The 25,749-nt window shown below is 62.2% G+C and carries 25 protein-coding genes and 2 tRNA genes; 15 read left to right on the top strand and 12 right to left on the bottom strand.

Annotated elements, in window-relative coordinates; translation table 11 throughout:
* Window positions 1–59: 59 nt before the first annotated feature.
* Entirely contained in the window at window positions 60–266 is a 207-nt protein-coding gene (locus PSEMO_RS28140) for a SlyX family protein (RefSeq protein WP_075806149.1), read from the bottom strand.
* A 3-nt stretch (window positions 267–269) separates the two neighbouring features.
* The gene (locus PSEMO_RS28145) at window positions 270–695 is read right to left on the bottom strand and encodes an HIT family protein (protein ID WP_075806150.1); all 426 of its coding nucleotides are present in this window, start codon (window positions 693–695) and stop codon (window positions 270–272) included.
* Window positions 696–1,445: 750 nt separating this feature from the next.
* Here PSEMO_RS28145 and PSEMO_RS28150 point away from each other — a divergent pair.
* The 3 genes from PSEMO_RS28150 (at window position 1,446) to PSEMO_RS28160 (ending at window position 5,573) form a co-directional block, all read left to right on the top strand.
* Window positions 1,446–2,717: an OprD family porin gene (locus tag PSEMO_RS28150; protein ID WP_075806151.1), complete on the top strand. Its 1,272-nt coding sequence runs from the start codon at window positions 1,446–1,448 to the stop codon at window positions 2,715–2,717.
* 166 nt (window positions 2,718–2,883) lie between these two features.
* Complete coding sequence (locus PSEMO_RS28155) at window positions 2,884–4,599, top strand: proline--tRNA ligase (RefSeq protein ID WP_075806152.1); 1,716 nt, start codon at window positions 2,884–2,886, stop codon at window positions 4,597–4,599.
* A gap of 20 nt (window positions 4,600–4,619) precedes the next feature.
* Window positions 4,620–5,573 (top strand): hypothetical protein, encoded by a 954-nt coding sequence (locus tag PSEMO_RS28160; protein ID WP_075806153.1) that lies wholly within the window; start codon window positions 4,620–4,622, stop codon window positions 5,571–5,573.
* Window positions 5,574–5,682: 109 nt separating this feature from the next.
* Here the strand turns inward: PSEMO_RS28160 and dinB are convergent, their stop codons facing one another.
* On the bottom strand, window positions 5,683–6,744 hold the full coding sequence (gene dinB, locus PSEMO_RS28165; RefSeq protein WP_075806154.1) for a DNA polymerase IV: 1,062 nt from the start codon (window positions 6,742–6,744) through the stop codon (window positions 5,683–5,685).
* Window positions 6,745–6,959: 215 nt separating this feature from the next.
* Here dinB and PSEMO_RS28170 point away from each other — a divergent pair.
* The 4 genes from PSEMO_RS28170 to PSEMO_RS28185 all read left to right on the top strand — a co-directional run bounded on the left by PSEMO_RS28170 (window position 6,960) and on the right by PSEMO_RS28185 (window position 11,405).
* Window positions 6,960–7,036 (top strand) — tRNA-Met (locus tag PSEMO_RS28170).
* Window positions 7,037–7,172: 136 nt separating this feature from the next.
* Window positions 7,173–7,249 (top strand) — tRNA-Met (locus PSEMO_RS28175).
* A gap of 221 nt (window positions 7,250–7,470) precedes the next feature.
* Complete coding sequence (gene mprF, locus PSEMO_RS28180) at window positions 7,471–10,110, top strand: bifunctional lysylphosphatidylglycerol flippase/synthetase MprF (protein ID WP_075806155.1); 2,640 nt, start codon at window positions 7,471–7,473, stop codon at window positions 10,108–10,110.
* A complete protein-coding gene (locus PSEMO_RS28185) occupies window positions 10,110–11,405 on the top strand; it encodes a virulence factor family protein (RefSeq protein ID WP_075806156.1) in 1,296 nt (431 codons plus the stop codon). Before mprF ends, PSEMO_RS28185 begins: the two co-directional genes overlap by 1 nt.
* A 107-nt stretch (window positions 11,406–11,512) precedes the next feature.
* Here PSEMO_RS28185 and PSEMO_RS28190 read toward each other — a convergent pair whose 3' ends face one another.
* Window positions 11,513–13,411, bottom strand: coding sequence for a potassium transporter Kup (locus PSEMO_RS28190; RefSeq protein ID WP_075806157.1), 1,899 nt, complete (start codon window positions 13,409–13,411; stop codon window positions 11,513–11,515).
* A 331-nt stretch (window positions 13,412–13,742) separates the two neighbouring features.
* Here PSEMO_RS28190 and PSEMO_RS28195 point away from each other — a divergent pair, with 331 nt between their 5' ends.
* The 5 genes from PSEMO_RS28195 to tsaA all read left to right on the top strand — a co-directional run bounded on the left by PSEMO_RS28195 (window position 13,743) and on the right by tsaA (window position 17,480).
* Complete coding sequence (locus PSEMO_RS28195; protein WP_372239146.1) at window positions 13,743–13,943, top strand: hypothetical protein; 201 nt, start codon at window positions 13,743–13,745, stop codon at window positions 13,941–13,943.
* Window positions 13,944–14,101: 158 nt separating this feature from the next.
* Window positions 14,102–15,439, top strand: a complete 1,338-nt coding sequence (gene rimO / locus PSEMO_RS28200) for a 30S ribosomal protein S12 methylthiotransferase RimO (protein ID WP_075806158.1) — start codon at window positions 14,102–14,104, stop codon at window positions 15,437–15,439.
* 115 nt (window positions 15,440–15,554) lie between these two features.
* Entirely contained in the window at window positions 15,555–16,265 is a 711-nt protein-coding gene (locus tag PSEMO_RS28205) for an rRNA pseudouridine synthase (protein WP_075806159.1), read from the top strand.
* Window positions 16,266–16,306: 41 nt separating this feature from the next.
* Window positions 16,307–16,768: a YehS family protein gene (locus PSEMO_RS28210; RefSeq protein ID WP_075806160.1), complete on the top strand. Its 462-nt coding sequence runs from the start codon at window positions 16,307–16,309 to the stop codon at window positions 16,766–16,768.
* A gap of 7 nt (window positions 16,769–16,775) precedes the next feature.
* Window positions 16,776–17,480, top strand: a complete 705-nt coding sequence (tsaA, locus tag PSEMO_RS28215; protein ID WP_075806296.1) for a tRNA (N6-threonylcarbamoyladenosine(37)-N6)-methyltransferase TrmO — start codon at window positions 16,776–16,778, stop codon at window positions 17,478–17,480.
* Window positions 17,481–17,627: 147 nt separating this feature from the next.
* Here tsaA and fpr read toward each other — a convergent pair whose 3' ends face one another.
* Entirely contained in the window at window positions 17,628–18,407 is a 780-nt protein-coding gene (fpr, locus tag PSEMO_RS28220) for a ferredoxin-NADP reductase (RefSeq protein WP_075806161.1), read from the bottom strand.
* A 122-nt stretch (window positions 18,408–18,529) separates the two neighbouring features.
* Here fpr and PSEMO_RS28225 point away from each other — a divergent pair, with 122 nt between their 5' ends.
* Window positions 18,530–19,456: a LysR family transcriptional regulator gene (locus PSEMO_RS28225; protein ID WP_075806162.1), complete on the top strand. Its 927-nt coding sequence runs from the start codon at window positions 18,530–18,532 to the stop codon at window positions 19,454–19,456.
* On the opposite strand, the gene PSEMO_RS28230 is transcribed toward PSEMO_RS28225, so the two are convergent.
* The 3 genes from PSEMO_RS28230 to PSEMO_RS28240 all read right to left on the bottom strand — a co-directional run bounded on the left by PSEMO_RS28230 (window position 19,453) and on the right by PSEMO_RS28240 (window position 21,330).
* Window positions 19,453–19,815 carry a diacylglycerol kinase gene (locus PSEMO_RS28230; RefSeq protein WP_009395173.1) on the bottom strand — a complete coding sequence of 121 codons (363 nt, stop codon included), beginning with the start codon at window positions 19,813–19,815 and terminating at the stop codon, window positions 19,453–19,455. The genes PSEMO_RS28225 and PSEMO_RS28230 overlap by 4 nt on opposite strands.
* 76 nt (window positions 19,816–19,891) lie before the next feature.
* Entirely contained in the window at window positions 19,892–20,542 is a 651-nt protein-coding gene (erdR, locus tag PSEMO_RS28235) for a response regulator transcription factor ErdR (protein ID WP_075806163.1), read from the bottom strand.
* Between the two features lie 77 nt (window positions 20,543–20,619).
* Complete coding sequence (locus tag PSEMO_RS28240) at window positions 20,620–21,330, bottom strand: tRNA-uridine aminocarboxypropyltransferase (protein WP_075806164.1); 711 nt, start codon at window positions 21,328–21,330, stop codon at window positions 20,620–20,622.
* A gap of 215 nt (window positions 21,331–21,545) precedes the next feature.
* Between PSEMO_RS28240 and PSEMO_RS28245 the strand changes: the two genes are divergently transcribed.
* Window positions 21,546–21,965, top strand: a complete 420-nt coding sequence (locus tag PSEMO_RS28245; protein WP_075806165.1) for a quorum-sensing-regulated virulence factor family protein — start codon at window positions 21,546–21,548, stop codon at window positions 21,963–21,965.
* Here the strand turns inward: PSEMO_RS28245 and PSEMO_RS28250 are convergent, their stop codons facing one another.
* Window positions 21,966–22,166, bottom strand: a complete 201-nt coding sequence (locus PSEMO_RS28250; RefSeq protein WP_075806166.1) for a hypothetical protein — start codon at window positions 22,164–22,166, stop codon at window positions 21,966–21,968.
* A gap of 303 nt (window positions 22,167–22,469) precedes the next feature.
* Here PSEMO_RS28250 and PSEMO_RS28255 point away from each other — a divergent pair, with 303 nt between their 5' ends.
* A complete protein-coding gene (locus PSEMO_RS28255) occupies window positions 22,470–23,591 on the top strand; it encodes an LOG family protein (protein WP_075806167.1) in 1,122 nt (373 codons plus the stop codon).
* Window positions 23,592–23,597: 6 nt separating this feature from the next.
* Here the strand turns inward: PSEMO_RS28255 and recX are convergent, their stop codons facing one another.
* The 3 genes from recX to PSEMO_RS28270 form a co-directional block, all read right to left on the bottom strand.
* Complete coding sequence (gene recX / locus PSEMO_RS28260) at window positions 23,598–24,065, bottom strand: recombination regulator RecX (RefSeq protein WP_075806168.1); 468 nt, start codon at window positions 24,063–24,065, stop codon at window positions 23,598–23,600.
* Between the two features lie 8 nt (window positions 24,066–24,073).
* The gene (gene recA, locus PSEMO_RS28265; protein WP_075806169.1) at window positions 24,074–25,141 is read right to left on the bottom strand and encodes a recombinase RecA; all 1,068 of its coding nucleotides are present in this window, start codon (window positions 25,139–25,141) and stop codon (window positions 24,074–24,076) included.
* 104 nt (window positions 25,142–25,245) lie between these two features.
* On the bottom strand, window positions 25,246–25,728 hold the full coding sequence (locus tag PSEMO_RS28270; RefSeq protein ID WP_075806170.1) for a CinA family protein: 483 nt from the start codon (window positions 25,726–25,728) through the stop codon (window positions 25,246–25,248).
* Window positions 25,729–25,749 lie beyond the last annotated feature (21 nt).

Raw genomic sequence — 25,749 nt, forward strand, 5'->3', positions numbered from 1 at the left:
GCTGAACGGAAAAAGCCGCGAAGCTTGTGGGCTATCGCGGCTTTTTTATGTGCGAAATTTCAGTAATGCGGTGGCGGCGCTTCTTCTTCGCTGGCCTCGTATTGCCCCATCACCTCTTCGTAGCGCTTGAGCAAGGCCGCCATCTGCAACTGCAGGCGATCCACCACCCGCTGCTGCTCGACGATCACATCGTTCAGCGCCAGCAGGGTGTCATCCTGGAACGCCAGGCGACTCTCCAGCTCCATTACCCGCTCTTCAAGACTCATCGCTCAAGCCTCCGCGAAACGGAAGTCATCGCCCATTACCTGGGCAATACACCGACGCACTTCATTCAATTGATCGGCGGAGTATTCGCTTGCAGGTTTCTGCCCCCACACCGGCGCAGGCCATGCCGCATCATTGCGACGGCGCACGATCACATGCATATGTAGCTGGCTAACTACATTACCCAGTGCCGCGACATTCATCTTGTCGGCCGCAAAACAATCCTTGAGTGTTTTGCTCAGGAAATCGGTTTCTTTCCAAAGTTGCTGACGCTCACTGTCATCCAATTGAAATATTTCACTGATGCCGGCACGCCGCGGAACAAGAATGAACCATGGATAGTTAGCATCCTTACTAAGTAATAAACGGCAAAGAGGAAAGTCTCCCAATGCGAAAGTGTCTTGTTCAAGGCGCGGATCCAAAGCAAACACGGGGCAATCTCCTCATCATTCAGTGCAATCCGCCTGCGCGGCGCATGAACGCAGGATACTCCTGTTGCCCGGATCGGGCACGGAGAGAGCGGGAAGGCACCGAAAAGCGGCCTGAAACAGCGGCCAGGCGAAGCGTTTCACCCCGTGTTTCCGGGCATCGGTAACAAAATGCTACTTTCCGCACCAAAATGGCGCTCACCGACCCGCTGCGGAGCGTCGAGTATCCACAAATTACCCACTCAGAGCCTTGCAACGGTAACGTCCTGACTTTGGGGTCGGATTTTCCGTTATTCCGAAAAAATACCGACGAAAGAGCCGACCGTTCTTTCGGCCCCGGTTTTTCGGACTTTTTCCAGCGTTGCACTGGAAAATGTGAAAAATTCGTCAACACTAGGGTGCTTTGAGCACGCTTGTTGCATTGCTCCCTGGCATGGACGGCACGCCATCTGCATAGGCAGGTGAAGTGCGACAAATAACAACAGCTGGACGGGTAGACAGGGAGTCCGGGCAGCATGAACTGCGGTTCTGCCCTATCCCAAACAGCGCTGGAGTTGTGCAGTCCGAATGCGACATGGATATAACTATTTGCGACATGACCATAAAGTTACCGAAAGGTTCAATTCGCAAGTACCACTAATGACAATTGGCGTGATATACATTTCCGCCGATTCAAACAAGAAAGAGCAGCCCCAATAAAAAAACCAGGTGGGGCAGCAGTAATCTTCCTAAAAACCAAAGGAGCAAATCACGATGCGCGTGATGAAGTGGAGCATGATCGCCCTGGCCGTAGCCGCCGGGACCTCGCAACTGGCTGTAGCGTCCTCCCAGGAGGAGTCCAAGGGTTTCGTCGAAGACAGCACCCTGAACGTGAAAACCCGTGCAATGTACATGAACCGTGATTTCAAGCACGGTGCAGGCAACTCTACAAGCGGCACTGCTGGCTATCGCGAAGACAGCGGTGTTTCGCTGCTGGGCACCTTCGAATCCGGCTTCACCCAAGGCACCGTCGGCGTCGGCGTCGACGCAATCGCCATGGGATCCGCTCGCATTGACGGCGGCAGCGGCCGCCGCGGCAATGGCCTTTTCGCAAACGACAGCGATGGCAACCCGGAAAAATCCCAAGGCAAAGCCGGCGCAGCAGTCAAGTTCCGCATCTCCGATACCGTACTGAAGTACGGTGACCAGTTCGTCGCCAGCCCGGTCTTCTCTACTGACGACAGCCGCCTGATGCCCGAAATGACTCGCGGCACCTTGATCACCAGCAAGGAAATCAGCGGCCTGGAACTGAGCGCTGGTCGCTTCACCTCCATGAGCGCCCAGACCGGCATGGGTCATGACAGCATCGCTGGCAAAGGCGAACCCGGCCTGACCTCGGCCAACATCGCCGGCGCCACCTACGCCTTCACCGACAATTTCACTGGCACCCTGGCCACGTCGGACGTAGAGGACTACTTCAAGAAGCACTACCTGAACCTGAACCTGACCGCCCCTCTGGGCGAGAAGCAGTCGCTGAACTTCGACCTCAACGCCTACCGCACCAAGGATCAGGGCAAGGAATTCGCTGGCCCTCAGGACAACAAGATCTGGAGCCTTGCAGCAGCCTATGCCCTGGAAGGTCACAAGTTCACCCTGGCCTACCAGCGCTCCAGCGGCGACACCGGTTACTACTATGGTGTAGACGGCGGCGGCACCGTATTCCTGGCCAACTCCATTCAGATTTCCGACTTCAACGGCGCGGAAGAGAAATCCTGGCAGGCTCGCTACGACCTGAACATGGCTTCCTACGGTGTTCCTGGTCTGAGCTTCATGACTCGCTACGTCAAGGGTGACAACATCGACACCGGCGCTGGTGAAGGCAAAGAGCACGAGTGGAACCTGGAGAGCAAGTACGTTCTGCAGGAAGGCCCGGCCAAGGACCTGTCCCTGCGCGTTCGCTACGCCGTTTACCGTGCGACCGATAACTATTCGGTCGACAACAACGATCTGCGCCTGATCGTCGAGTACCCACTGAGCATCCTGTAACCCCTCCGGACTACAGACACTCAGCACGAAAAAGCCCGGCCTCGCCGGGCTTTTTCATTTGCGTCATCGACTTACGACAGATTAGGTTTCCTGCGTTCTATACGTCACCGATTCCCCCCCGTACAATGCGGGGTCATTTCAGTTAAGCAACCGACAACGGCCTATCATGCGCACCAGTCAATATTTGCTCGCCACACAAAAAGAAACCCCTTCCGACGCGGTCGTCATCAGCCACCAGCTCATGCTGCGTGCCGGCATGATCCGCAAGCTCGCCTCCGGCCTGTACACCTGGCTGCCGATGGGCCTGCGCGTGATGCGCAAGGTCGAAGCCGTGGTTCGCGAGGAAATGAACGCCGCCGGTGCCCTGGAAGTGCTGATGCCGGCGATCCAGCCCGCGGAACTGTGGCAGGAATCCGGTCGCTGGGAGCAGTACGGCCCCGAGCTGCTGCGCCTGAAAGACCGCCACAACCGTGAATTCTGCGTTGGCCCGACCCACGAAGAAGTGATCACCGACCTGGCCCGCAACGAGCTGAGCAGCTACAAGCAGCTGCCGCTGAACATGTACCAGATCCAGACCAAGTTCCGTGACGAGATCCGTCCGCGCTTCGGCCTGATGCGCGGCCGCGAATTCATCATGAAGGACGCCTATTCCTTCCATGCCGACCAGGCTTCCCTGCAGGAAACCTACGACCGCATGCACCAGGCGTACTGCAACGTGTTCACCCGCCTGGGCCTGAACTTCCGTCCGGTGCAGGCCGATACCGGCTCCATCGGCGGCAGCTACTCCCACGAATTCCACGTGCTGGCCGAGTCCGGTGAAGACGATGTGATCTTCAGCGACAGCTCCGACTACGCCGCCAACATCGAGAAAGCCGAGGCGATCCCACGGGAAACCGTGCGCCCTGCGCCGACCGAAGCCCTGCGCCTGGTCGACACCCCGAACACCAAGACCATCGCGGCCCTGGTGGAAGGCTTCGATCTGCCGATCGAGCGCACCATCAAGACCCTGATCGTTCACGGCGCCGAGAAAGGCAAACTGGTGGCCCTGATTGTCCGTGGCGACCACGAGCTGAACGAAATCAAGGCAACCAAGCTGCCCCAGGTCGCCGAACCGCTGGTCATGGCCAACGAAGAAGAACTGCGCGCGGCCATCGGTGCCGGCGCCGGCTCCCTCGGCCCGCTGAACCTGCCGCTGCCTTGCGTGATCGACCGTTCGGTGGCCCTGATGAGCGACTTCGCCATCGGCGCCAACATCGATGACAAGCACTACTTCGGCGTGAACTGGGAGCGCGACCTGCCGGTGCCGGAAGTCGCCGACCTGCGCAACGTGGTCGAAGGTGACCCGAGCCCGGACGGCCAGGGCACCCTGCAGATCAAGCGCGGCATCGAAGTCGGGCACATCTTCCAGCTCGGCACCAAGTACAGCGAAGCGCTGAAGTGCCAGGTCCTGGGCGAGAACGGCAAGCCGGTCACCCTGGCCATGGGTTGCTACGGTATTGGTGTGTCCCGCGTGGTCGCTGCCGCCATCGAGCAGAACTACGACGACAAGGGCATCATCTGGAGCGACGCCCTGGCGCCGTTCCAGATCGCCCTGGTACCGCTGCGTTATGAAACCGAAGAAGTCCGTGCGGCCACCGACAAGCTGTACGCCGAACTGACCGCCGCCGGTTTCGAAGTACTGCTGGACGACCGCGACAAGAAGACCAGCCCGGGCATCAAGTTTGCCGACATGGAGCTGATCGGCATCCCGCATCGCGTCGTGGTCAGCGACCGCGGCCTGGCCGAAGGCAAGCTGGAGTACAAGCACCGCACCGAAAGCGAGGCCCAATCGCTGCCGGTGGCAGACATCGTCGCCTTCCTGCAAGCCCGTATCCGTCGCTGATAGCCAATGCCAGAGTAGCCATGTTCAAGCGAAGTACCTTTACCTTCGGGGGCGCCGCCTTGTGCGGCGCCCTGCTCCTCAGCGGTTGCGCCAACCAGATGTCCCAGCGCAGCGAGCACGAGGAACGCATCGAGCGCAAGCTGCTCGAGCACAGCCTGCAGATCGATGTCGGGGAACCAGAGGTACTCGAACTGCCGCAACGCCGTGTGCGCATCCATGAACAGAAGAACTTCGAAGTCACCGAGTTCGAAGTGACCCGGCGCTATGATCGCTACACGCCTTATCAACCCTGGCGGGAAATCTACGAGATTCCGCTGGGCGCGGTGGCGGTGGTGGCCGGGGTCGGCGCCAATGTGGTGAACATCTTCGCCCTGGGCACCCTGCCCGACAGCGTGACCCACGACTGGCTCAGCTACGGCTTCGCCGGGCTCAACCCGTTCATGAACGTGCAGTCCAACGGCCGCGCCCAGCAGAACCTGGCCGGTATCGACGAAGTGCAGAAGGACAAGCGCCAGGAATACAGCAGTGTTCCCTGGAGCGAGCGCCCGGTGCTGGTCAAGGCCGGCAAGATGGACCATGAGCTGACCACCGATCGTAACGGCGTGCTGCGCCTGAACCTGCTGGATAGCCCGTTCAGCGAACAGAATCTGACTCACATCGGCACCCTGCACCTGTCCGTGGCCGATGAAGACAGCGCAGTACGTGCCGATGCCAGCCTGCTGGTCAGCGGCACCCTGCGCAGCAAGCTGGTGGAAGCCCACGACCTGATTTTCGACGACCTCGAGGACGACGATGTCAATCAGTGGGTACACCGGGTCAAGCGCCTGTCCGACCTGGGCCTGGAGGAAGAAGCCAGCGAGCTGGAGCAGAGCCTGATCGAGCTGACCCGCAACGATCCTGAGTTGCAACAGGAGTTCCTGCAATCGTTGAGGAAGAATGCCCACCGGCTGGTGGCGGATCCTGCCGCACAGTAAACGCAACCACTTTGCGGCCCTTCGCGAGCAAGCTCGCTCCCACAGTATCCGCGCATGCCCTGTGGGAGCGAGCTTGCTCGCGAAGGGCTGCGAAGCGGCCCCAATAGGTTTAAGCGGGAAACAGCTCCATCTGCTCATGGGCACCCCGCAGATCCAGCAAACGCACACCGATCCCCAGCAAGCGAACCGGCCGCCCGCCCCGGGCGAACGCCTGGCTGAGCAACTGCTGGTAGCTCTGCAGATCCCGCCCTGCCCCCGCCTGCTCCAGGGTGGTCTGGCTGAAGTCATGGAACTTGACCTTCACGAACGGCTTGCCGGGACGATAGCTGCTGTCGATTCGCTCCATCCGGCCATTAAGCGATTCGAGCAGTTCAGGCAGTTTTTCCAGGCAACTGGCCAGATCCGGCAGGTCCTGGTCGTAGGTATTTTCCACGCTGACAGACTGGCGCCGACTATCGTTCTGCACCGGGCGCTCATCGATCCCACGGGCCAGGTTGAACAAACGCTCGCCAAACCCACCAAATTCCCGCACCAGCGTCAGGCGCTCCCACTGCCGAAGATCGAGACAGGTCACGATACCCAGGCGATGCAGCTTGTCCGCCGTCACCTTGCCCACCCCATGCAGCTTGCTCACGGGTAGCTCGGCGACGAAGTCCTCGACTTCCACCGGGGTAATCACGAAGCAGCCGTTGGGCTTGCGCCAGTCGCTGGCGATCTTGGCCAGGAACTTGTTCGGCGCAACACCGGCGGAGACGGTGATATGCAGGCGCTGGGATATCTTGCGGCGAATGTCCTGGGCAATCAGGGTGCCGCTGCCGGAACAGCGCTGGCTGTCGGTTACGTCCAGATAGGCCTCGTCCAGCGACAATGGCTCGATCAGGTCGGTGTATTCACGGAACACATTGTGGATTTCCCGGGAGGCTTCCTTATAGGCATCCATCCGCGGCTTGACGATCAACAGGTCCGGACACAGGCCCAAGGCATGCCGCGACGACATCGCCGAACGCACCCCGAAAGCACGGGCTTCGTAGTTGCAGGTGGCGATCACCCCACGCCGCTCCGCCGAACCGCCCACCGCCAGCGGTCGCCCTGCCAGACGCGGGTCGTCACGCATCTCGATGGCCGCGTAGAAGCAATCGCAGTCGATATGAATGATCTTGCGTTGGCGCATGGATGACCGTTAATGCAGAAAAATCGTACGCGCAGTATCTCACTCGCCCTGCCCGGCCGCATCAAACCTCTGCATAACCCCCGATTAGCGCGGCTGCGCTCTGACACCCAGCGCCAGTGAAACGCTCAGGAATGCTAACCATCTGAAGAAAAAAGGATTTTTTTCAGCTTTTGCTTGACAGGGAAATGCATCCCTGTAGAATTCGATCCCACAGGCGCGGGATGGAGCAGCCTGGTAGCTCGTCGGGCTCATAACCCGAAGGTCGTCGGTTCAAATCCGGCTCCCGCAACCAGATTCAAGAAAAAGGCCAATCGAAAGATTGGCCTTTTTCGTTTGCCCCTAAATCAGTGGCGTGAAGGTTTTTCAAGAAAATCAACAATTAAGCATTGACAGCCAGAAGCGAGGCTGTAGAATGCGCACCCATCAGACGCGGGATGGAGCAGCCTGGTAGCTCGTCGGGCTCATAACCCGAAGGTCGTCGGTTCAAATCCGGCTCCCGCAACCAGATACAGAAAAAGGCCAATCGAAAGATTGGCCTTTTTCGTATGCGTCGGAAAAACCTCGCCTGCCTCTGATCCCCCGGGCAGCAATGTGAATATTCTTTAACTAACATGACCGGCACGGATCCGCCTGAACGCTAGTAATATTTAGACATTATTATTCCATAGGGATTGGTAAATTGACCGGATACTCCCATCCTGTCGCGCACAGTCCCCGAGGTGATTGATGCGCCCAACCGCTGAAACCGACATTCCCGTTACCGCCGCCCATCCCATCGCCCCCAGCCGTCTGCGCTGGCTCGATCTGCTGAGCAAGTATCGTCAACCCATCGGCCTGGCCGTGACCCTGGTGTTGTTCGGGATAGCCCTGATCGCCTGTCGTCACCTGCTCAGCGAGCTGGATATCTACGCCCTGCACGACCAGTTGCTGAGCGTGCCCCTGCCTGCGCTGGGCGGTGGCTTGCTGGCGACCGTCGTCGGTTTCGTGATCCTGCTCGGCTACGAGTGGTCGGCGAGCCGCTACGCCGATGTCAGGCTGCCAGCGGGCAGCCTGGTCATGGGCGGTTTCTGTGCCTTTGCCATCGGCAATGCCATCGGCCTGTCGCTGCTTTCCGGCGGTTCCGTGCGTTATCGCCTGTATGCCCGCCAGGGCATCGGTGCCGCCGAAGTGGCGCGCATGACCTTGTTCGCCAGCCTGTCGCTGGGTTGCGCCCTGCCGCCCCTGGCAGCATTGGCGACCCTGAGCAACCTGCCGGCGGCGGCCGAAGCACTGCGCCTGCCGGCCAGCGTGCTCGGCAGCATTGCCATCGCGGTCCTGCTGCTCAGCGCCGCCCTCGCCTACGGCCTCTATCGTCGTCGCCTGCCGGAACAGCCGTTCGCCCATGCCCTGCTGACCCGGGTCGGACGCCGCACCCTGCGCCTGCCGGGCGCCAGGCTGACCCTGCTGCAACTGGTCATCACCGCGCTGGACGTGGCCGCCGCTGCAACCGTGCTTTACCTGCTGCTGCCCGAAGCCCCGCCCTTCGGCGCCTTCCTGCTGGTCTACCTGCTGGCCCTGGCGGCTGGCGTACTCAGTCACGTCCCAGGCGGCGTCGGCGTCTTCGAAGCGATCCTGCTCGCCGCCTTTGCCAACCAGTTGGGCGCCGCACCGCTGGCTGCCGCCCTGCTGCTGTACCGCCTGATCTATGTGGTGCTGCCGATGCTGGTGGCCTGCGTGATCCTGCTGGCCAGCGAAGCGCGGCGCTTCCTCTTTGCCCAGCAGGCAATCAAGGTCGCTTCGGGCCTCGCCGCACCGGTGCTGGCAGTGCTGGTGTTTCTCTCCGGCGTGGTCCTGCTGTTTTCCGGCGCCACCCCGGAGATCGATACCCGCCTCAAGCACCTCGGCTTCCTGATCCCGCACCGCCTGATCGACGCGTCGCATTTCGGCGCCAGCCTGATCGGTGTGCTCTGCCTGTTACTGGCCCAGGGCCTGCGCCGCCGTCTGTCCGCGGCCTGGATGCTGACCACCATATTGCTGCTGGTCGGCGCCCTGCTCTCCCTGCTCAAGGGCTTCGACTGGGAAGAAGCCAGCATCATGATCTTCACGGCGAGCCTGCTGGCCCTGTTCCGCCGCTCGTTCTATCGCCCGAGCCGCCTGCTGGAACTGCCGTTCTCGCCGGTCTACCTGGTGGCCAGCGCCTGCGTGGTCGGGGCATCGATCTGGTTGCTGCTGTTCGCCTACCAGGACGTGCCCTACAGCCATCAACTCTGGTGGCAGTTCACCCTGGATGCCGACGCACCGCGCGGCTTGCGCTCGGCCCTGGGCAGCGCCGTGCTGTTGGTGGTACTGGCCCTGACCTGGCTGCTGCGCACCGCCCGCCCCACCATCCACCTGCCGACCGCCGAGGAGCTGCAGCGCGCCAACCGTATCCTGCTGGCTTCGGACCAGCCTGACGGCGGCCTGGCCCTGACCGGGGACAAGGCGCTGCTGTTTCATCCCAACGATGACGCGTTCCTGATGTACGCGCGCCGCGGCCGCAGCCTGGTGGCGCTGTACGACCCAATCGGCCCGACCCAGCGCCGCGCCGAGATGATCTGGCAGTTCCGCGACCTCTGCGATATCCACCACGCCCGCCCGGTGTTCTACCAGGTGCGCGCGGAGAACCTGCCCTTCTACATGGACATCGGCCTGACCGCGATCAAGCTGGGCGAAGAAGCACGGGTCAACCTGCTGCGCTTCGACCTGGAAGCCAAGGGCAAGGAGATGAAGGACCTGCGCTACACCTGGAACCGTGGTGGCCGCGATGGCCTGAGCCTGGAGATCCACGAACCCGGCCAGGCGCCGCTGGAAGAGCTGAAGGCCATTTCCGACGCCTGGCTCACCGGCAAGAATGTACGGGAAAAGGGCTTCTCCCTTGGCCGCTTCAGCGAAGAATACCTGCAACACTTCCGCATCGCCCTGATCCGCTTCCAGGGCCAACCGGTGGCGTTTGCCAACCTGCTGGAAACCCACAGTCGCGAGCTGGCCAGTCTCGACTTGATGCGCGCCCATCCGGAGGCGCCGAAGCTGACCATGGAATTCATGATGATCGGCCTGATCCAACATTATAAACAGCATGGATATGCCCGCTTCAGCCTTGGCATGGTGCCCCTCTCGGGCCTGCAGCCGCGGCGCGGCGCGCCACTGACCCAGCGTTTGGGCTCGATGGTGTTCCAGCGCGGCGAGCAGCTCTACAACTTCCAGGGCCTGCGCCGCTTCAAAGACAAATTCCAGCCTGACTGGGAACCCCGTTACATGGCCGTCCCTGCCGGACTCGATCCGCTGGTCGCACTGGCCGATACCGCCGCCCTGATCGCGGGCGGTCTTACAGGATTGGTGAAACGCTGATGATTCGACGTTACTGGTATTACCTGCTCGGCGCGCTGCTCGCGGCGCTGCTGGCAGCAGCGGCAGGCTTCTGGCTGTGGACCCGTCCCGCTCCGCAGGCCCATCTGGAGCACATCACCCTCGGCGACGGCAGCAATGCGGTACGCGTCATCCCCGGCACCGAGGCCAAGGCCCGGGTAGTGATCGCCTCGCCGCAGGATCAACTGCTGAGCGACAAGCAACTGCTGGACCTGAGCCAGAGCGGTGAAGCGCAATTGGTCCAGGTCAGCCTGCCGCTGGGCGACTGCAACCTGCAGCAAAAGGCCGTGCAACTCGCCACCGACCAGCTCAAGGGCGCCCCGACCCTGGTCGCCGGTATCGGCCCTGGCGCCAACCTGGCCTGGGACTGGTTGGCCGCGCAGAAAGACGACAAGGCCCAGGCGATTTCCGTGGACTTCAACCTGGAGCGTCCGGGCTGCACCCTTCCGGTCGCCAAGTCGGCGCCACACGGCCACTGGAACGTGGCCTGGAACGACAACCCGGACGACGCCAGCGCCGCCTTCGTGCGCGACCAGGCCAATGCCGAGACCAGCATCTCCGACTACGACGTGCACCTGCCGCAAGTGCTCAAGGCCCAATTGACCACGGCCCTGCTGGGCGAAGATGGCAATGCCATGAGCATCCCGGTGGTCGAGGTTCCCGCCGGCCAGACCACCGACACCGTGACCCTGTTCCTCTCGGGTGACGGTGGCTGGCGCGACCTCGACCGTGATGTCGCCGGCGAAATGGCCAAGCTGGGTTACCCGGTGGTGGGCATCGACACCCTGCGTTACTACTGGCAGCACAAGACCCCGGAGCAGAGCGCCGTCGACCTGTCCGAACTGATGCAGCACTACCGGCAGAAATGGGGCACCAAGCGCTTCGTCCTGACCGGCTATTCCTTCGGCGCCGACGTTCTGCCGGCGATCTACAACCGTCTGCCCGCCGAAGACCAGAAGCGCATCGACGCCGTGATCCTGCTGGCCTTTGCCCGCAGCGGCAGTTTCGAGATCGAAGTGGAAGGCTGGCTGGGCCAGGAAGGCAAGGAGGCCCCGACCGGTCCGGAAATGGCCAAGATGCCGGCGGCCAAGGTGCTCTGCGTGTATGGCGTGGAAGAAACCGACGAAAGCGGCTGCACCGAGAACACGGCGGTGGGCGAGAAGCTCAAGCTGCCGGGCGGTCACCACTTCGACGAGAACTACCCGGCGCTGGCGCGCAAGCTGATCGGGGAGATCGAAAGCCGTCAGGGAAAGACCAGCGTGGCTGAGCAAAATTGATGTAGGCCTTAGGCCCCCATCGCTGGCAAGCCAGCTCCCACAGGTATCGCGTGCACCGCTGGACCTGTGGGAGCTGGCTTGCCAGCGATAGGGCCCTCAAAAGCACCTCAGATCTCGACCTGAGTCCCCAACTCGATCACCCGGTTCAACGGCAGATTGAAGAACCGCAAGTTCCCGTTGGCATTCTTCAGCAGGAAGGCGAACAGATTCCCCCGCCACCGCGCCATGCCTTCCAGCCGCGACGCGATCACCGTCTCCCGACTGAGGAAATAGGTCGTGCGCATCGGACTGAAGTCCAGCTCGTCCAGGTGACACAGGCGCAACGCCGCCGGTACGTCGGGCTCGTCCATAAAGCCGAAGTGCAGCAGCACCCGGAAGAACCCGTCGCCATACGCCTCGACTTCGAAACGCTCCTGCTCCGGCACCCGCGGCCGGTCTTCGCTGACCACGGTCAACAGCACCACCTGGCTGTGCAGCACCTGGTTATGCAGCAGGTTGTGCAACAGCGCGTGCGGCACGGCATCTGCCCGCGCCGTGAGGAACACTGCGGTCCCTTCAACCCGATGCGGTGGCTGCACGCGAATACTGCCGATGAACACCGGCAGCGGCAGCGCACCTTCGTCGATCCGCTCCACCAGGATCTGCTTGCCGCGCTTCCAGGTACTCATCAACAACAGCAACACCGCGCCGGCCAATACCGGGAAGGCACCGCCCTGGACCACCTTGGGCAGGTTGGCGGCGAAGAACAGACCGTCCACCAGCAGGAAACCGATGAGAATCGGCACGGCCAGCAGCGGCGGCCATTTCCACAACAGCAGCATCACCGTCGAGACCAGCAACGTAGTCATCAGCATGGTACCGGTCACCGCCACGCCATAGGCCGCAGCCAGGGCGCCTGAGGACTCGAAGCCGATCACCAGAAGGACCACCGCCACCATCAGCGACCAGTTCACCGCACCGATGTAGATCTGCCCCTGCTCGTCACTGGAGGTGTGCTGGATCTGCATGCGCGGGATATAGCCGAGCTGGATGGCCTGGCGGGTCAGGGAGAAGGCTCCGGATATCACCGCCTGGGAGGCGATCACCGTGGCCAGGGTGGCCAGCGCGATCAGCGGCAGCAGGGCCCAGGATGGCGCCAGCAGATAGAACGGATTGCGCGCGGCGTCCGGGTTCTGCAGGAGCAAGGCGCCCTGGCCAAAGTAGTTCAGCACCAGGGCCGGCAACACCAGGGCGAACCAGGCGCGGGCAATGGGCTTGCGGCCGAAATGGCCCATGTCGGCGTACAGCGCTTCGGCGCCGGTCAGTGCCAGCACCACGGCGCCGAGGACGGCCACGCCAATGCCCGGATGGACGATGAAGAAGCGCACCGCCCACACCGGGTTGAACGCCTTGAGCACCTCGGGGCTCTGCGAGATGCCGTGCAGGCCGAGCAGCCCCAGCACCACGAACCAGGTGACCATCACCGGCCCGAAGAGGATGCCGATCTTCGCCGTGCCGTGTTTCTGCACCAGGAACAGTGCCACCAGCACGATCAGGGCGATGGGCACCACCCAGTGATCGATGCCGTCGAAGGCCAGCTCCATCCCCTCCACCGCGGACAGTACCGAGACCGCCGGGGTGATCATGCTGTCGCCATAGAACAGTGCGGCGCCGATCAGGCCGCAGGCCACCATCAATGCCTTCAACTTCGGCCGCGCCCCCGCCGCACGGGTCGCCAGGGCCGTCAGGGCCATGACCCCGCCCTCGCCCTGGTTGTCGGCGCGCAGGATGAAGGTCACGTACTTGAACGACACCACCCAGATCAGCGACCAGGCGATCAGGGAAAGAATGCCCAACACACCATCATGGTTGACCGGCACCCCATAACCGCCGGTAAAGACTTCCTTGAGGGTATACAAGGGGCTGGTCCCGATATCGCCATAGACCACCCCGACAGCTGCCACCAGCAGGCCCAACGACTTGGTCGCCCCATGCCCTGCAGCGGCTTCACTGCTTGCCTGACCCATCAACCACTCCCGCAAAAAAGAACCGGAAACCGGTGAATCTCGTGCCAGACGCGATGAATTTTCCCGTCGGCCGAACCGCGTTGCGCTTGTCATAAATTGACACAGGCGTAACGCGGCGAAGCATAGCGCAGCGTTCGTCGTTTTTCTGCTGGCTGGGTGACTCTGCCGTCAAGGAACGCTCTCACCCAGGCACTAAATAAACGCTCACATTTCCGTCCGCCGTATGCCACTGGACAGTGGCTACACTCCTCTCCCACCTCACAAGGAGGTGCCTGTTCAACAACACATCGATCCCACCAAGACTCCTGGAAATCTCACAAGGTGAAGTGAAATGACAGCTCGTACCCAGTTTCATGAAGACAGCGTTCTCGGCATGCTGCGGGATGACGAGGATTTTGCCCTTGAGTATCTCGCTGCCGCGCTCGAGGAAATCGACGAGCCTGGCGGAGAAGAGATCTTCCTCCTCGCGATTCGTCGGATCGCTGAAGCGAGAGGTGAGCCGGGAAAAGCAGCTATTCTCATCGCCCAATAGCCTTGGAGGTAACCAGCGCAGCATTCGTCGTTTTTCTGCTGGTCAAGCACGCGAACGCTCGCTAGAATTGCGCACTTTTTGATCAGAGGCGCCTGGAAGCGCCCAGCAGGGCTGCCTTTCGTTATCCACGCGGCAGCCCCTCTACACCGAGGTTAGCCATGTCCACCACCGCTACTCCCACCACGCCGAAGGTAGGGTTCGTCTCACTCGGGTGCCCGAAGGCCCTCGTCGATTCCGAGCGCATCCTCACCCAGCTGCGGATGGAAGGCTACGAAGTCGTGCCTACCTATCAGGACGCTGATGTGGTGGTGGTCAACACCTGCGGCTTCATCGACTCGGCCAAGGCCGAATCCCTGGAAGTGATCGGCGAAGCCATCAAGGAAAACGGCAAGGTCATCGTCACCGGCTGCATGGGCGTCGAGGAAGGCAATATCCGCGACGTGCACCCGAGCGTGCTGGCCGTGACCGGTCCGCAGCAGTACGAGCAGGTGGTCAGCGCCGTCCACGAAGTGGTGCCGCCACGCCAGGACCACAACCCGCTGATCGACCTGATGCCGCCACAGGGCGTCAAGCTGACCCCGCGCCACTACGCCTACCTGAAGATTTCCGAGGGCTGCAACCACAGCTGCAGCTTCTGCATCATCCCGTCGATGCGCGGCAAGCTGGTCAGCCGCCCGGTCGGCGAAGTGCTGAGCGAGGCCGAGCGCCTGGTCAAGGCCGGGGTCAAGGAGATCCTGGTGATTTCCCAGGACACCAGCGCCTACGGCGTCGACGTCAAGTACAAGACCGATTTCTGGAACGGCCGCCCGGTCAAGACCCGCATGCTGGAGCTGTGTGAAGCCCTCAGCAGCCTGGGTGCCTGGGTTCGCCTGCACTATGTCTACCCGTACCCGAACGTGGACGACGTGATCCCGCTGATGGCCGCCGGCAAGATCCTGCCGTACCTGGACATCCCGTTCCAGCACGCCAGCCCGAAAGTGCTGAAGTCGATGAAGCGCCCGGCCTTCGAAGACCGCACCCTGGCGCGGATCAAGAAATGGCGCGAACAGTGCCCGGACCTGATCATCCGCTCGACCTTCATCGTCGGCTTCCCCGGCGAAACCGAGGAAGACTTCCAGTACCTGCTGGACTGGCTGACCGAAGCCCAGCTCGACCGCGTCGGCTGCTTCCAGTACTCGCCTGTGGAAGGCGCGCCGGCCAATGACCTGGGCCTGGACGAAGTCCCGGACGAGATCAAGCAGGACCGCTGGGACCGCTTCATGGCCCACCAGCAGGCCATCAGCAGCGCCCGCCTGCAACTGCGCATCGGTCGCGAGATCGAAGTGCTGATCGACGAAGTCGAGGAGCAGGGCTCGGTAGGCCGTAGTTTCTTCGATGCCCCGGAAATCGACGGCAACGTGTTCATCGACGGCGATCACGGCTTCAAGCCGGGCGACAAGGTGCGCTGCCGGGTGGTGGACGCCGACGAGTACGACCTCTGGGCCGAGCCGATCTAAGCCCTCAGCGGATCAGACAAAGCCCCTTTCCGGGGCTTTGTTTTTTTCAGCCGGCCGCCACATCCCCGCAGCCGGTTACAATGCTTTCCATTCCTTCGCAACACGGCCCTCCTCAATGTCTGAAACCACCCGCCTTTCCAAACGCCTTATCGCCCAACTGGGCTGCTCCCGTCGCGAGGCCGAACTCTATATCGGTGGCGGCTGGGTCACCGTGGATGGCGAGGTCATCGACGAGCCGCAGTTCCAGGTCGATCAGCAGGTCGTAGCCCTGCTGCCGGGCGCCAAGGCCGATGCGCCAGAGCCGGTAACCCTGCTGCTGCATCAGGAGGCCGGGCAGAACGCCGAAAGCGGCCGCCAGGGCATGACACCCGAGACCCTCTCCGCCGCCCATGCCGAAGGCCGCCGTGCCCTGCGCGGGCATTTCGCCCGCCTCAAGTGCCTGGCCGAGCTGCAAGCCGGTGCCAGCGGCCTGCAGGTGTACACCCAGGACTGGCGCACCGAGCGCAAGATCACCTCGGACCTGCGCAAGCTGGAACAGGAATACGTGGTGGAAGTCAGCGGCGAGATCATCAAGCACGGCCTGGAGCGCCTGAACCGCGGCTTCGAGTGGAAGGGCCAGGAGCTGCCAGCGGTCAAGGCCAGCTGGCAAAACGAAACGCGCCTGCGCATGGTCCTCAAGAACCCGGCACCCGGCCTGATCGAACTGCTGTGCCGTAGCGTCGGCCTGCAGGTGGTCGGCATGCGCCGCATCCGCCTGGGCGGCGTGGCCATGGGCAAGCTGCCGGCCGGGCAATGGCGCTACCTGGAAACCAAGGAAAAATTCTGAGCCGCGCCACACTGGCGACGCTCCCGAACAGGACTCTGTAGATGATTCACAACGACGTACTGCGCAGCCTGCGCTACATGCTGGACATTTCCGACACCAAGATGGCCCAGATCGCCCGCAGCAACGGCTTCAAGCTGAATGACACGGACATGGCCAACTACCTGAAGAAGGACGACGACAAGGACTTCGTGCATTGCCCGGACGACGTCATGGCGCATTTTCTCGATGGTCTGGTGATCTTCCGCCGTGGTCGGGATGAAAGCCGCCCGCTGCCACCGATCGAACTGCCGGTCAGCAACAACACCATCCTCAAGAAGCTGCGGGTGGCCTTCGAGCTGAAGGACGACGATATCCTCGCCCTGCTCAAGGCGGTGAACTTCCCGGTGTCCAAGACCGAGCTGAGCGCGCTGTTCCGCAAGGTCGGGCACGACAACTTCCGCCCGTGCGGTGACCAGCTGCTGCGCAATTTCCTCAAGGGCCTGAGCCAGCGGATCCGTGGCTGAATCGCTGATGGACTACAAGGTCTCGCCAGTCGGCTTCGTGCGCTCCTGTTTCAAGGAGAAGTTCGCCATTCCGCGTCAGCCGCAACTGGCCCCGGCGGCCCGTGGCGTGCTGGAACTGGTACCACCGTTCGATACCGGCGAGGCCGTGGCCGGCCTGGAACAGTGCAGCCATGTGTGGCTGCTGTTCCTGTTTCACCAGGCGCTGGAAGAAAAGCCCCGGCTGAAGGTGCGCCCGCCGCGTCTGGGCGGCAATACCTCCATGGGCGTTTTCGCAACCCGGGCGACCCATCGGCCCAACGGTATCGGTCAGTCGGTGGTGAGGCTGGAGAAGGTCGAGCCGGGTCGGCTGTGGTTGTCAGGCATCGATCTGCTGGACGGTACGCCTGTTCTCGATATCAAGCCATATGTGCCCTACGCTGACAGTATCGTCGGGGCGAGCAACAGCATGGCCAGTGCGCCACCTGCGGCCATCGCCGTGGAATGGAGCGATGAGGCGCTGGTGCAGGCCCATGAGCATGCCCAGCGGCTGGTTGAGCCCCTGGTGGAACTGATCGAGCAGTGCCTGGCCCAGGATCCGCGGCCGGCCTACCAGGTGCCGCCGCCGGAGCGAGTGTATGGGGTCAAGTTCTGGGATGTGCAGGTCAGATGGCACTATCCGGAGATGGAAAGGATCAGGGTGCTGGAAGTGGTGGCTGATCCTGAGCGCTGCTGAACCCTCTGGGAGCTATAAGCCACAAGCTTCAAGCCGCAAGAGAAAGCAGTCCGCGCCGCCGCAGCTTTTACTTATCACTTGCGGCTTACAGCTTGCAGCTCCCCAAAAAAAAGCGCAGGCCAATGCCTGCGCTTTTTTCATATCAGCTTACTTCTCGACGAAAGCACGCTCGATCAGGTAATCACCCGGCTCGCGCATGCGCGGCGAGATCTTCAGGCCGAAGCTGTCCAGCACTTCGCTGGTTTCGTCCAGCATGCTCGGGCTACCGCAGATCATCGCGCGGTCGTCCTGCGGATTGATCGGCGGCAGGCCGATGTCGCTGAACAGCTTGCCGCTGCGCATCAGGTCGGTCAGGCGGCCCTGGTTCTCGAACGGCTCGCGGGTAACGGTCGGGTAGTAGATCAGCTTGTCACGCAGCGCTTCACCGAAGAATTCGTTCTGCGGCAGGTGCTCGGTGATGAACTCGCGGTAGGCGACTTCGTTCACGTAGCGAACACCGTGGACCAGGATGACCTTCTCGAAACGCTCGTAGGTTTCCGGGTCCTGGATGACGCTCATGAATGGCGCCAGGCCGGTGCCGGTGCTGAGCAGGTACAGGTGCTTGCCCGGGTTCAGGTCGTCGAGGACCAGGGTGCCGGTAGGCTTCTTGCTGATGATTACCTCATCGCCTTCCTTCAGGTGCTGCAGCTGGGAGGTCAGCGGACCGTCCGGCACCTTGATGCTGAAGAACTCCAGGTGCTCTTCCCAGTTCGGGCTGGCGATGGAGTAAGCACGCATGAGCGGGCGGCCGTTGGGCTGTTGCAGGCCGATCATCACGAACTGACCGTTCTCGAAGCGCAGGCCCGGGTCGCGGGTGCACTTGAAGCTGAACAGGGTGTCGTTCCAGTGGTGCACACTGAGGACACGTTCGTGGTTCATGTTGCTCATGTAAGGGGGCTCCTGAGAAAAACGCAGCGCTAAAACCGAGAGCGCGATTGCGCGATAGTTTAATGCGGAGGACAATATCTGTTAAATGAATTATCAAGATATGTCTTATCGGTTATATAGATATGCGATTTACTCTTCGTCAGCTTCAGGTCTTCGTCGCCGTCGCCCAGCATCAGAGCGTGTCGCGTGCCGCCAGTGTGCTTGCGCTGTCGCAGTCGGCGGCCAGTACGTCCATCACCGAGCTTGAGCGGCAATCCAGCTGCCAGTTGTTCGATCGCGCGGGCAAGCGCCTGAGCCTCAATGCGCTCGGCCATCAATTGCTGCCCCAGGCCGTGGCCCTGCTCGACCAGGCCAAGGAGATCGAGGACCTGCTCAACGGCAAGTCCGGTTTCGGCTCCCTGGCAGTAGGCGCCACGCTGACCATCGGCAACTACCTGGCGACCCTGCTGATCGGCAGCTTCATGCAGGTCCATCCGGAAAGCCAGGTCAAGCTGCATGTGCAGAACACTGCGCATATCGTGCAACAGGTCGCTCACTACGAAATTGATCTGGGTCTAATCGAGGGTGACTGCAACCATCCGGATCTGGAGGTGCAGCCGTGGGTCGCGGATGAGCTGATCGTCTTCTGCGCGCCCCAGCACCCGCTGGCCAAGCTCGGCACCGCCACTCTCGAGGAACTGACCCGCGAGGCCTGGATCCTCCGCGAGGAAGGCTCCGGCACGCGCCTGACCTTCGACCAGGCCATGCGTCATCACCGCTCGGCGCTGAACATCCGCCTGGAGCTGGAACATACCGAAGCGATCAAGCGCGCCGTGGAGTCCGGCCTGGGCATCGGCTGCATTTCCCGCCTGGCCCTGCGCGACGCCTTCCGCCGCGGCAGCCTGGTGCCGGTGGAGACACCGGAACTGGACCTGGCGCGGCAGTTCTACTTCATCTGGCACAAGCAGAAATACCAGACCTCGGCGATGCGCGAATTCCTCGAACTGTGCAGGAGTTTCACCGCCGGCGTGCAGCGCAGCGATGAAATCGTCCTGCCCAGCATCGCTTAAAGCAGGATCACGCCCCAGACCAGGCCAACCATGGTCAGCGCCACGAACTGCGCAGCGCTGCCCATGTCCTTGGCGTTCTTCGACAGCGGATGGCGATCAAGGGAAATACGGTCGATCGCCGCCTCGACGGCCGAGTTGAGCAGCTCGACGATCAGGCCCAGCAGGCACACCGCAATCAGGATGGCCCGTTCGGCGCGGCTGACATCCAGCCAGAACGCCAGCGGCACCAGGATCACATTGAGCAGCACCAGCTGGCGGAACGCCGCCTCACCGGAGAACGCTGCGCGCAGACCGTCGAGGGAATAACCCGCAGCATTGAAAACACGCTTGAAACCGGTCTGACCTTTGAAGGGCGACATAGGGAGAACCACTTCCGACTGTGGAGAGCGGTGCAGACTAGTGCACCGCGAGTCAAAAAACCGTGAAGGTCGATGATCAACTGGAGGACACGGATTCCAGCTGTTGCAACAGCAGCGCAGCCTGGGTCCGGGTACGCACGCCCAGCTTGCGGAAGATCGCGGTAACGTGGGCCTTGATGGTCGCCTCGGAGACGTTCAGCTCATAGGCGATCTGCTTGTTCAGCAAACCTTCGCAGACCATGGTCAGAACCCGGAACTGCTGCGGCGTCAGGCTGGCCAGGCCTTCGCTGGCGGCCTTGGCCTCGGCGGAGACATCCACCTTCTCGAACGCCTGCGGCGGCCACCAGACCTCGCCATCGAGCACCTTGCGCACCGCGTCCTGGATTTCCTCCAGCGGGCTGGACTTGGGGATGAAGCCACTGGCGCCGAACTCCCGGGACTTGACCACCACTGCGGCTTCTTCCTGGGCCGACACCATCACCACCGGGATCTGCGGATACTGCCCACGCAGCAGCACCAGGCCGGAGAAGCCGTAGGCTCCCGGCATGTTCAGGTCGAGCAGGACCAGGTCCCAGTCGGATTTCTCGGCGAGGCGGGTCTCCAGTTCGGCGATGCTGGCGGCTTCCACCAGGCGCACATCAGGCCCCAGCCCCAGGGTCACGGCCTGGCGCAGGGCGCTGCGGAAAAGCGGGTGGTCATCGGCAATCAGGATTTCGTAGGTGGCCATCGATCTAATGATCCTGTTCTGTGCTGGATCCGGAAGTTTCATCATTATGAAGCAAAGTGCAACACTTGCCCCTTGGACTATAGGAAGGGCTTGAGTCGCTGATGGACGGCGTCGTCGCTATCCAGCGGCAACTGGAACTTGGCGCCGAGGTAGTGGGCGCTGAAGACGTCGAGGTAGGCATCCAGCGCTTGCGCGGCGTTCTGGTCACCGGCCAGCTCCAGGCACATGGCCGCCACTTCCGCCGTACAGAAATGGTCATCGCGCTTGGAGCGGCGCAGGCGATAGCGGGAAATCTGCTCCGGCGCCAGGCTCAATACCGGGAAACGGTCCAGATACGGGCTCTTGCGGAACATCTTGCGCGCTTCGGTCCAGGTCGCGTCCAGCAGGATGAACAGCGGCCGCTTGCCCGACGCCGGGCGCACCTCGGTCACTACCCGCGACGCTTCGACGAACTCACCGGGGAAGACGATATAAGGCTGCCACTGCGGCTGGTCGAGCAGCGCCAGCAACTGTTCGTCCACCACTGTGCGCTGCCAGCCAAAGGCACTGGTGTCTTCGATAAGGTCGGCGATCAGCCAGCCGGTATTGGTCGGTTTTAGCGGCTCGGTATCGTGCATCAACAGGCACATGCCCGATTCGGCAGCTACCCGCGGGCGCCAGGTGCACAGGCAATAGTCGAAGATCACCCGGCAGTCCGGGCAACGCGGTGCACGGGAACCACGGGCGACGAAGGGTTTGATGCTGCGGGCCAGGCGTTCGGCGCGCAGGCGCGAGACGGCGTGGCTCATGAAGACATTTGGCGAGAAAGGCTGACGGAAGGCACTGCGGACGCTCAGACGGGCGGAATCGGCGGGAGTTTACGGCACAACGCTTTACCGTGCAGGGAAATCTCCTGCTCCACTATAATCGCTGGCTTATCGATGGTTGCGAATGACTGCGCTCGTGACGGAACACGGCGTACGGATGCGGGTCAAAGCGCCAGTTACCGAATCTGGAGAAGTGAATGCTGCGTTTCATCGCCCCTACCCTGAGCCTGCTGCTGGTTCTGCCGCTGGCTGCCAATGCCGCGTCCAAGCAGGAATACGAACTGACCCAGATGCTGGAGAAGGTCGCCAAGGACAGCAGCGCCGGTACTCCGCGCGCCATCAACGAGGACATCCTCGACCAGGGCTATACCGTCCAGGGGCCACAACTGATCAACCACCTGAGCGTGCGCGCCAGCCACGCCCAGCAGATGCGCGCCAACCCTGACAAGGTGCGTGACCAACTGGGTGCCAGCGTTTGCACCAACACCGGCTACCGCCAGTTGCTGGCCCGGGGCGCGGTGCTGACCTACCAGTTCACCGAGTACAAGACCAATCGCCCGGTGGCGGTGGAGAACTTCAACGCCCAGAGCTGCGGCATCAACGGCAAGAAAAAGTAACTACATCAGGCGACTGCTTTCGCGCCGCTGCTCTTCATCGGCGCGCAACTCAGCGACCAGCGCCTGCAGATAACGCGATCGCCGCTCGCCGCCTGCAAGCCGACGCAGGCATTCCTCCTCGACGCTCAGGTTGTTGGCCTGAGCCGCATTTTGCAAAAGCCGGAACAGCTGGCTATCGACCTCAAGACTGACCCGGTGCATATGCAGCCTCCCTGAGCCGCGCATCGCTACGTTTCAGTAAAACAGAGCAAAAGCGCACTTGGATCCGATCTGACGAGCGGCGCGCCACACAGCTCGAAAGCGAATAAAACGACGATCTGTCATGACGTTATGCGCACATGCTCAACGAAGCGCAAACGCACGGCAGGGTCTAGATTGATTACAAACACCTTTCAGATTCCGGACAGACAAAGGAGGCTGTCCGCGCCCCGTCCGTGCCGCGACAACATCCCTAGAACGAAAACACCAAGGGATCAGCTTTTGCTGCAGAAAGGAGACGTTTGCATGCCTTATCTATCCAACGAGCTGCTAGCCAGCCACTTCAAGAACCTGGGGATCGACCTCGACCACATTGACCAGCAACTGCACCTGGTCGCCGCCGACAGCCCCAACCTGCCGCTGTACCGGGACATGATGCTCACCGTGCTGCGCATGGCCCACGACGACAGCAACCGCTGGAACGCCAAGATCACCCTGCAGGCCCTGCGCGAACTCGACCACGCCTTCCGGGTGATGGAACAGTACAAGGGACGGCGCAAGGTCACGGTATTCGGTTCGGCGCGCACGCCGGTCGAACACCCCATGTACGCCCTGGCCCGGGAGCTGGGCGCCACCCTCGCCCGCTCGAACCTGATGGTCATCACCGGTGCCGGCGGCGGCATCATGGCCGCGGCCCACGAAGGTGCCGGGGTGGATAACAGCCTGGGCTTCAACATCACCCTGCCCTTCGAGCAGCACGCCAATGCCACGGTGGATGGCACGGACAAGCTGTTGCCCTTCCACTTCTTCTTCATCCGCAAGCTGTTCTTCGTCAAGGAAGCCGATGGCCTGGTGCTCTGCCCGGGCGGCTTCGGCACCCTGGACGAGGCGCTGGAAGTCCTGACCCTGATCCAGACCGGCAAAAGCCCGCTGGTGCCGGTGGTGCTGCTGGATGCCCCCGGTGGCAGCTTCTGGCAGGACGCCCTGGCGTTTATCAAGCGGCAACTGGAGGAGAACCGCTACATCCTGCCCAGCGACATGAAGCTGGTGCGCCTGGTGCACAGCGCCGAGGAAGCCGTGGCCGAGATCAACCAGTTCTACGCCAACTATCACTCCAGCCGCTGGCTGAAAAACCAGTTCGTCATGCGGATGCAGCATCCGTTGAGCGAAGCAGCGCTGCAGGACATGCAGGAGGCGTTCGCCGATCTGCGCCTGAGCGGCGATTTCAGCCAGCACGCCTACTCGGGCCCGGAACAGGATGAGGCCCGCTTCAGCCATCTGCATCGTCTGGTGTTTGCTTTCAATGGCCGCGATCAGGGCCGCTTGCGGGAACTGGTGGATTTCATCAACCTGCCGGAAAACCGCGAAACACCGCAGTCTCCCGCACCAACGGCACAACGCGCCCGGCAACCGGTCAAGGTCACCTGAGCGCGTTCAATCGTCCAGGCTTCGGCCGCTCAGCAGGCGGCCGACCCTCTCCATGGAAAAACCGCGATAGACCAGGAAGCGGGTCTGCTTGGCCCGCTCACGCGGGTCCCCCGGTAGTTGCCCGGCAAACTTGCGTCGCCAGACATCCGCCAGCTGCGCCTGCCAATCGATATCGGCTTCACGCAGCGCTTGTTCCACATCACCACGGGGCAGACCACGTTGGGTCAGTTCCTCGCGAATACGCGACGGGCCATAGCCCGAGCGTGCGCGGGAGCTGATGTAGCTTTCCAGATAACGGGCTTCGCTCAGCAGCCCCTCGTCCGCCAGGCGGTCGAGTTCGTGCTCGATCATTTCAGGAGAGGCGCCGCGCTGACGCAACTTGCGCGTCAGCTCGGCTCGACCATGCTCGCGGCGTGCGAGCAGGTCCATGGCTGTCCGCCTTACGGCGACGGGGGTGTCGAGTACAACGGACATGCGCGGGCTCAGAAGTCGGCGTCAGCGTCAGCCAGATCTTCCGCAGATTCGTTTTCTGCGGCGGCTTTGCCAGCAGCATCAACGGCACCCGGGTTCAGCAGTTTTTCGCGGATCTGCTTCTCGAGGGTTTCGGCGATTTCCGGGTTCTCGGCGAGGAACTTGGCCGAGTTGGCCTTGCCCTGACCGATTTTGCTGCCCTGGTAGCTGTACCAGGCGCCGGATTTCTCCAGCAGGCCGTGCAGCACGCCCAGGTCGATGATCTCGCCGTTGCGGTAGATACCCTTGCCGTAGAGGATCTGGAACTCGGCCTGACGGAACGGAGGCGCGACCTTGTTCTTGACGATCTTGACGCGGGTTTCGCTGCCGACCACTTCGTCGCCTTCCTTCACCGCGCCGGTGCGGCGGATGTCCAGACGAACCGAAGCGTAGAACTTCAGGGCGTTACCACCGGTGGTGGTTTCCGGGCTGCCGAACATCACGCCGATCTTCATGCGGATCTGGTTGATGAAGATGACCAGGCAGTTGGCGTTCTTGATGTTGCCGGTGATCTTGCGCAGGGCCTGGGACATCAGGCGGGCCTGCAGGCCGACGTGCATGTCGCCCATCTCGCCTTCGATCTCGGCTTTTGGCACCAGGGCTGCCACGGAGTCGACGATGATCACGTCGACGGCGTTGGAGCGCACCAGCATGTCGGTGATTTCCAGGGCCTGCTCACCGGTGTCCGGCTGCGAGACCAGCAGGTCGTCGACGTTGACGCCCAGCTTGCCGGCGTACTCGGGATCGAGCGCGTGCTCGGCGTCGACGAAGGCGCAGGTGGCGCCGGCTTTCTGGGCCTGGGCGATGACCGACAGGGTCATGGTGGTTTTACCGGACGACTCAGGGCCGTAGATCTCGACGATACGGCCTTTTGGCAGGCCGCCGATGCCGAGGGCGATGTCCAGGCCCAGGGAGCCGGTGGAGATGGCCGGGATTGCCTGGCGCTCGTGGTCGCCCATGCGCATGACCGCGCCTTTACCGAATTGACGTTCGATCTGACCCAGGGCCGCAGCCAAGGCACGCTTCTTGTTGTCGTCCATTGAAGTCCTCACGTAATCGATAGGGCCTGACGGCCAGAAACAACTGTATAAGTAGCCAGTATTATTCCACAGGCTTTTATTTCCGCCTACCCCCGATTCGTGAATTACTCCGCACCAAGGTGTAACAAGCCCTCTAGCGCGGCGATTACCGTTTGTCGGCGCACCGCTTCGCGGTCGCCGTCGAAGTGCCGGCGCTCGCTGGAAACATGCTCGCCGTCGGCCCAGGCCAGCCACACGGTGCCCACCGGCTTGGCCGGCGAACCGCCGTCGGGCCCGGCTACACCGCTGACCGCCACGGCGAAGCGTGCACCGCTGGCCGCCCGGGCGCCACGGACCATGGCCTCGACCACTTCCTGGCTGACCGCACCGACCTGGCCGAACAACGCCTCCGGCACCTGCAACTGCCGGGTCTTCTGCGCGTTGGAATAGGTCACGTAGCCGGCCTCGAACCAGGCCGAGCTGCCGGGGATGCGGGTGATGGCTTCGGCAATGCCGCCACCGGTGCAGGACTCGGCGGTGGTCACTTGGGCATTGAAACGGCGCAGATGTTCCCCCAGGCGGGTGGAAAGAACGGTGATCGGGTCCATGGCGAGCTCCTTGGCAAAAAC

Origin of the sequence: Pseudomonas putida, from assembly GCF_001941965.1 — a bacterium.
GTDB lineage: Bacteria > Pseudomonadota > Gammaproteobacteria > Pseudomonadales > Pseudomonadaceae > Aquipseudomonas > Aquipseudomonas putida_L.

Coding starts and splice junctions, on each gene's coding strand:
- fpr (WP_075806161.1), bottom strand. CDS start 18,407: ATGAGCAACATGAACCACGAACGTGTCCTCAGTGTGCACCACTGGAAC.
- mprF (WP_075806155.1), top strand. CDS start 7,471: ATGCGCCCAACCGCTGAAACCGACATTCCCGTTACCGCCGCCCATCCC.
- PSEMO_RS28190 (WP_075806157.1), bottom strand. CDS start 13,411: ATGGGTCAGGCAAGCAGTGAAGCCGCTGCAGGGCATGGGGCGACCAAG.
- PSEMO_RS28245 (WP_075806165.1), top strand. CDS start 21,546: ATGCTGCGTTTCATCGCCCCTACCCTGAGCCTGCTGCTGGTTCTGCCG.
- PSEMO_RS28240 (WP_075806164.1), bottom strand. CDS start 21,330: ATGAGCCACGCCGTCTCGCGCCTGCGCGCCGAACGCCTGGCCCGCAGC.
- recA (WP_075806169.1), bottom strand. CDS start 25,141: ATGGACGACAACAAGAAGCGTGCCTTGGCTGCGGCCCTGGGTCAGATC.
- PSEMO_RS28225 (WP_075806162.1), top strand. CDS start 18,530: ATGCGATTTACTCTTCGTCAGCTTCAGGTCTTCGTCGCCGTCGCCCAG.
- tsaA (WP_075806296.1), top strand. CDS start 16,776: ATGGACTACAAGGTCTCGCCAGTCGGCTTCGTGCGCTCCTGTTTCAAG.
- PSEMO_RS28250 (WP_075806166.1), bottom strand. CDS start 22,166: ATGCACCGGGTCAGTCTTGAGGTCGATAGCCAGCTGTTCCGGCTTTTG.
- PSEMO_RS28150 (WP_075806151.1), top strand. CDS start 1,446: ATGCGCGTGATGAAGTGGAGCATGATCGCCCTGGCCGTAGCCGCCGGG.
- PSEMO_RS28185 (WP_075806156.1), top strand. CDS start 10,110: ATGATTCGACGTTACTGGTATTACCTGCTCGGCGCGCTGCTCGCGGCG.
- PSEMO_RS28140 (WP_075806149.1), bottom strand. CDS start 266: ATGAGTCTTGAAGAGCGGGTAATGGAGCTGGAGAGTCGCCTGGCGTTC.
- erdR (WP_075806163.1), bottom strand. CDS start 20,542: ATGGCCACCTACGAAATCCTGATTGCCGATGACCACCCGCTTTTCCGC.
- PSEMO_RS28205 (WP_075806159.1), top strand. CDS start 15,555: ATGTCTGAAACCACCCGCCTTTCCAAACGCCTTATCGCCCAACTGGGC.
- dinB (WP_075806154.1), bottom strand. CDS start 6,744: ATGCGCCAACGCAAGATCATTCATATCGACTGCGATTGCTTCTACGCG.
- PSEMO_RS28160 (WP_075806153.1), top strand. CDS start 4,620: ATGTTCAAGCGAAGTACCTTTACCTTCGGGGGCGCCGCCTTGTGCGGC.
- PSEMO_RS28210 (WP_075806160.1), top strand. CDS start 16,307: ATGATTCACAACGACGTACTGCGCAGCCTGCGCTACATGCTGGACATT.
- PSEMO_RS28255 (WP_075806167.1), top strand. CDS start 22,470: ATGCCTTATCTATCCAACGAGCTGCTAGCCAGCCACTTCAAGAACCTG.
- PSEMO_RS28195 (WP_372239146.1), top strand. CDS start 13,743: ATGACAGCTCGTACCCAGTTTCATGAAGACAGCGTTCTCGGCATGCTG.
- PSEMO_RS28270 (WP_075806170.1), bottom strand. CDS start 25,728: ATGGACCCGATCACCGTTCTTTCCACCCGCCTGGGGGAACATCTGCGC.
- recX (WP_075806168.1), bottom strand. CDS start 24,065: ATGTCCGTTGTACTCGACACCCCCGTCGCCGTAAGGCGGACAGCCATG.
- PSEMO_RS28155 (WP_075806152.1), top strand. CDS start 2,884: ATGCGCACCAGTCAATATTTGCTCGCCACACAAAAAGAAACCCCTTCC.
- PSEMO_RS28230 (WP_009395173.1), bottom strand. CDS start 19,815: ATGTCGCCCTTCAAAGGTCAGACCGGTTTCAAGCGTGTTTTCAATGCT.
- rimO (WP_075806158.1), top strand. CDS start 14,102: ATGTCCACCACCGCTACTCCCACCACGCCGAAGGTAGGGTTCGTCTCA.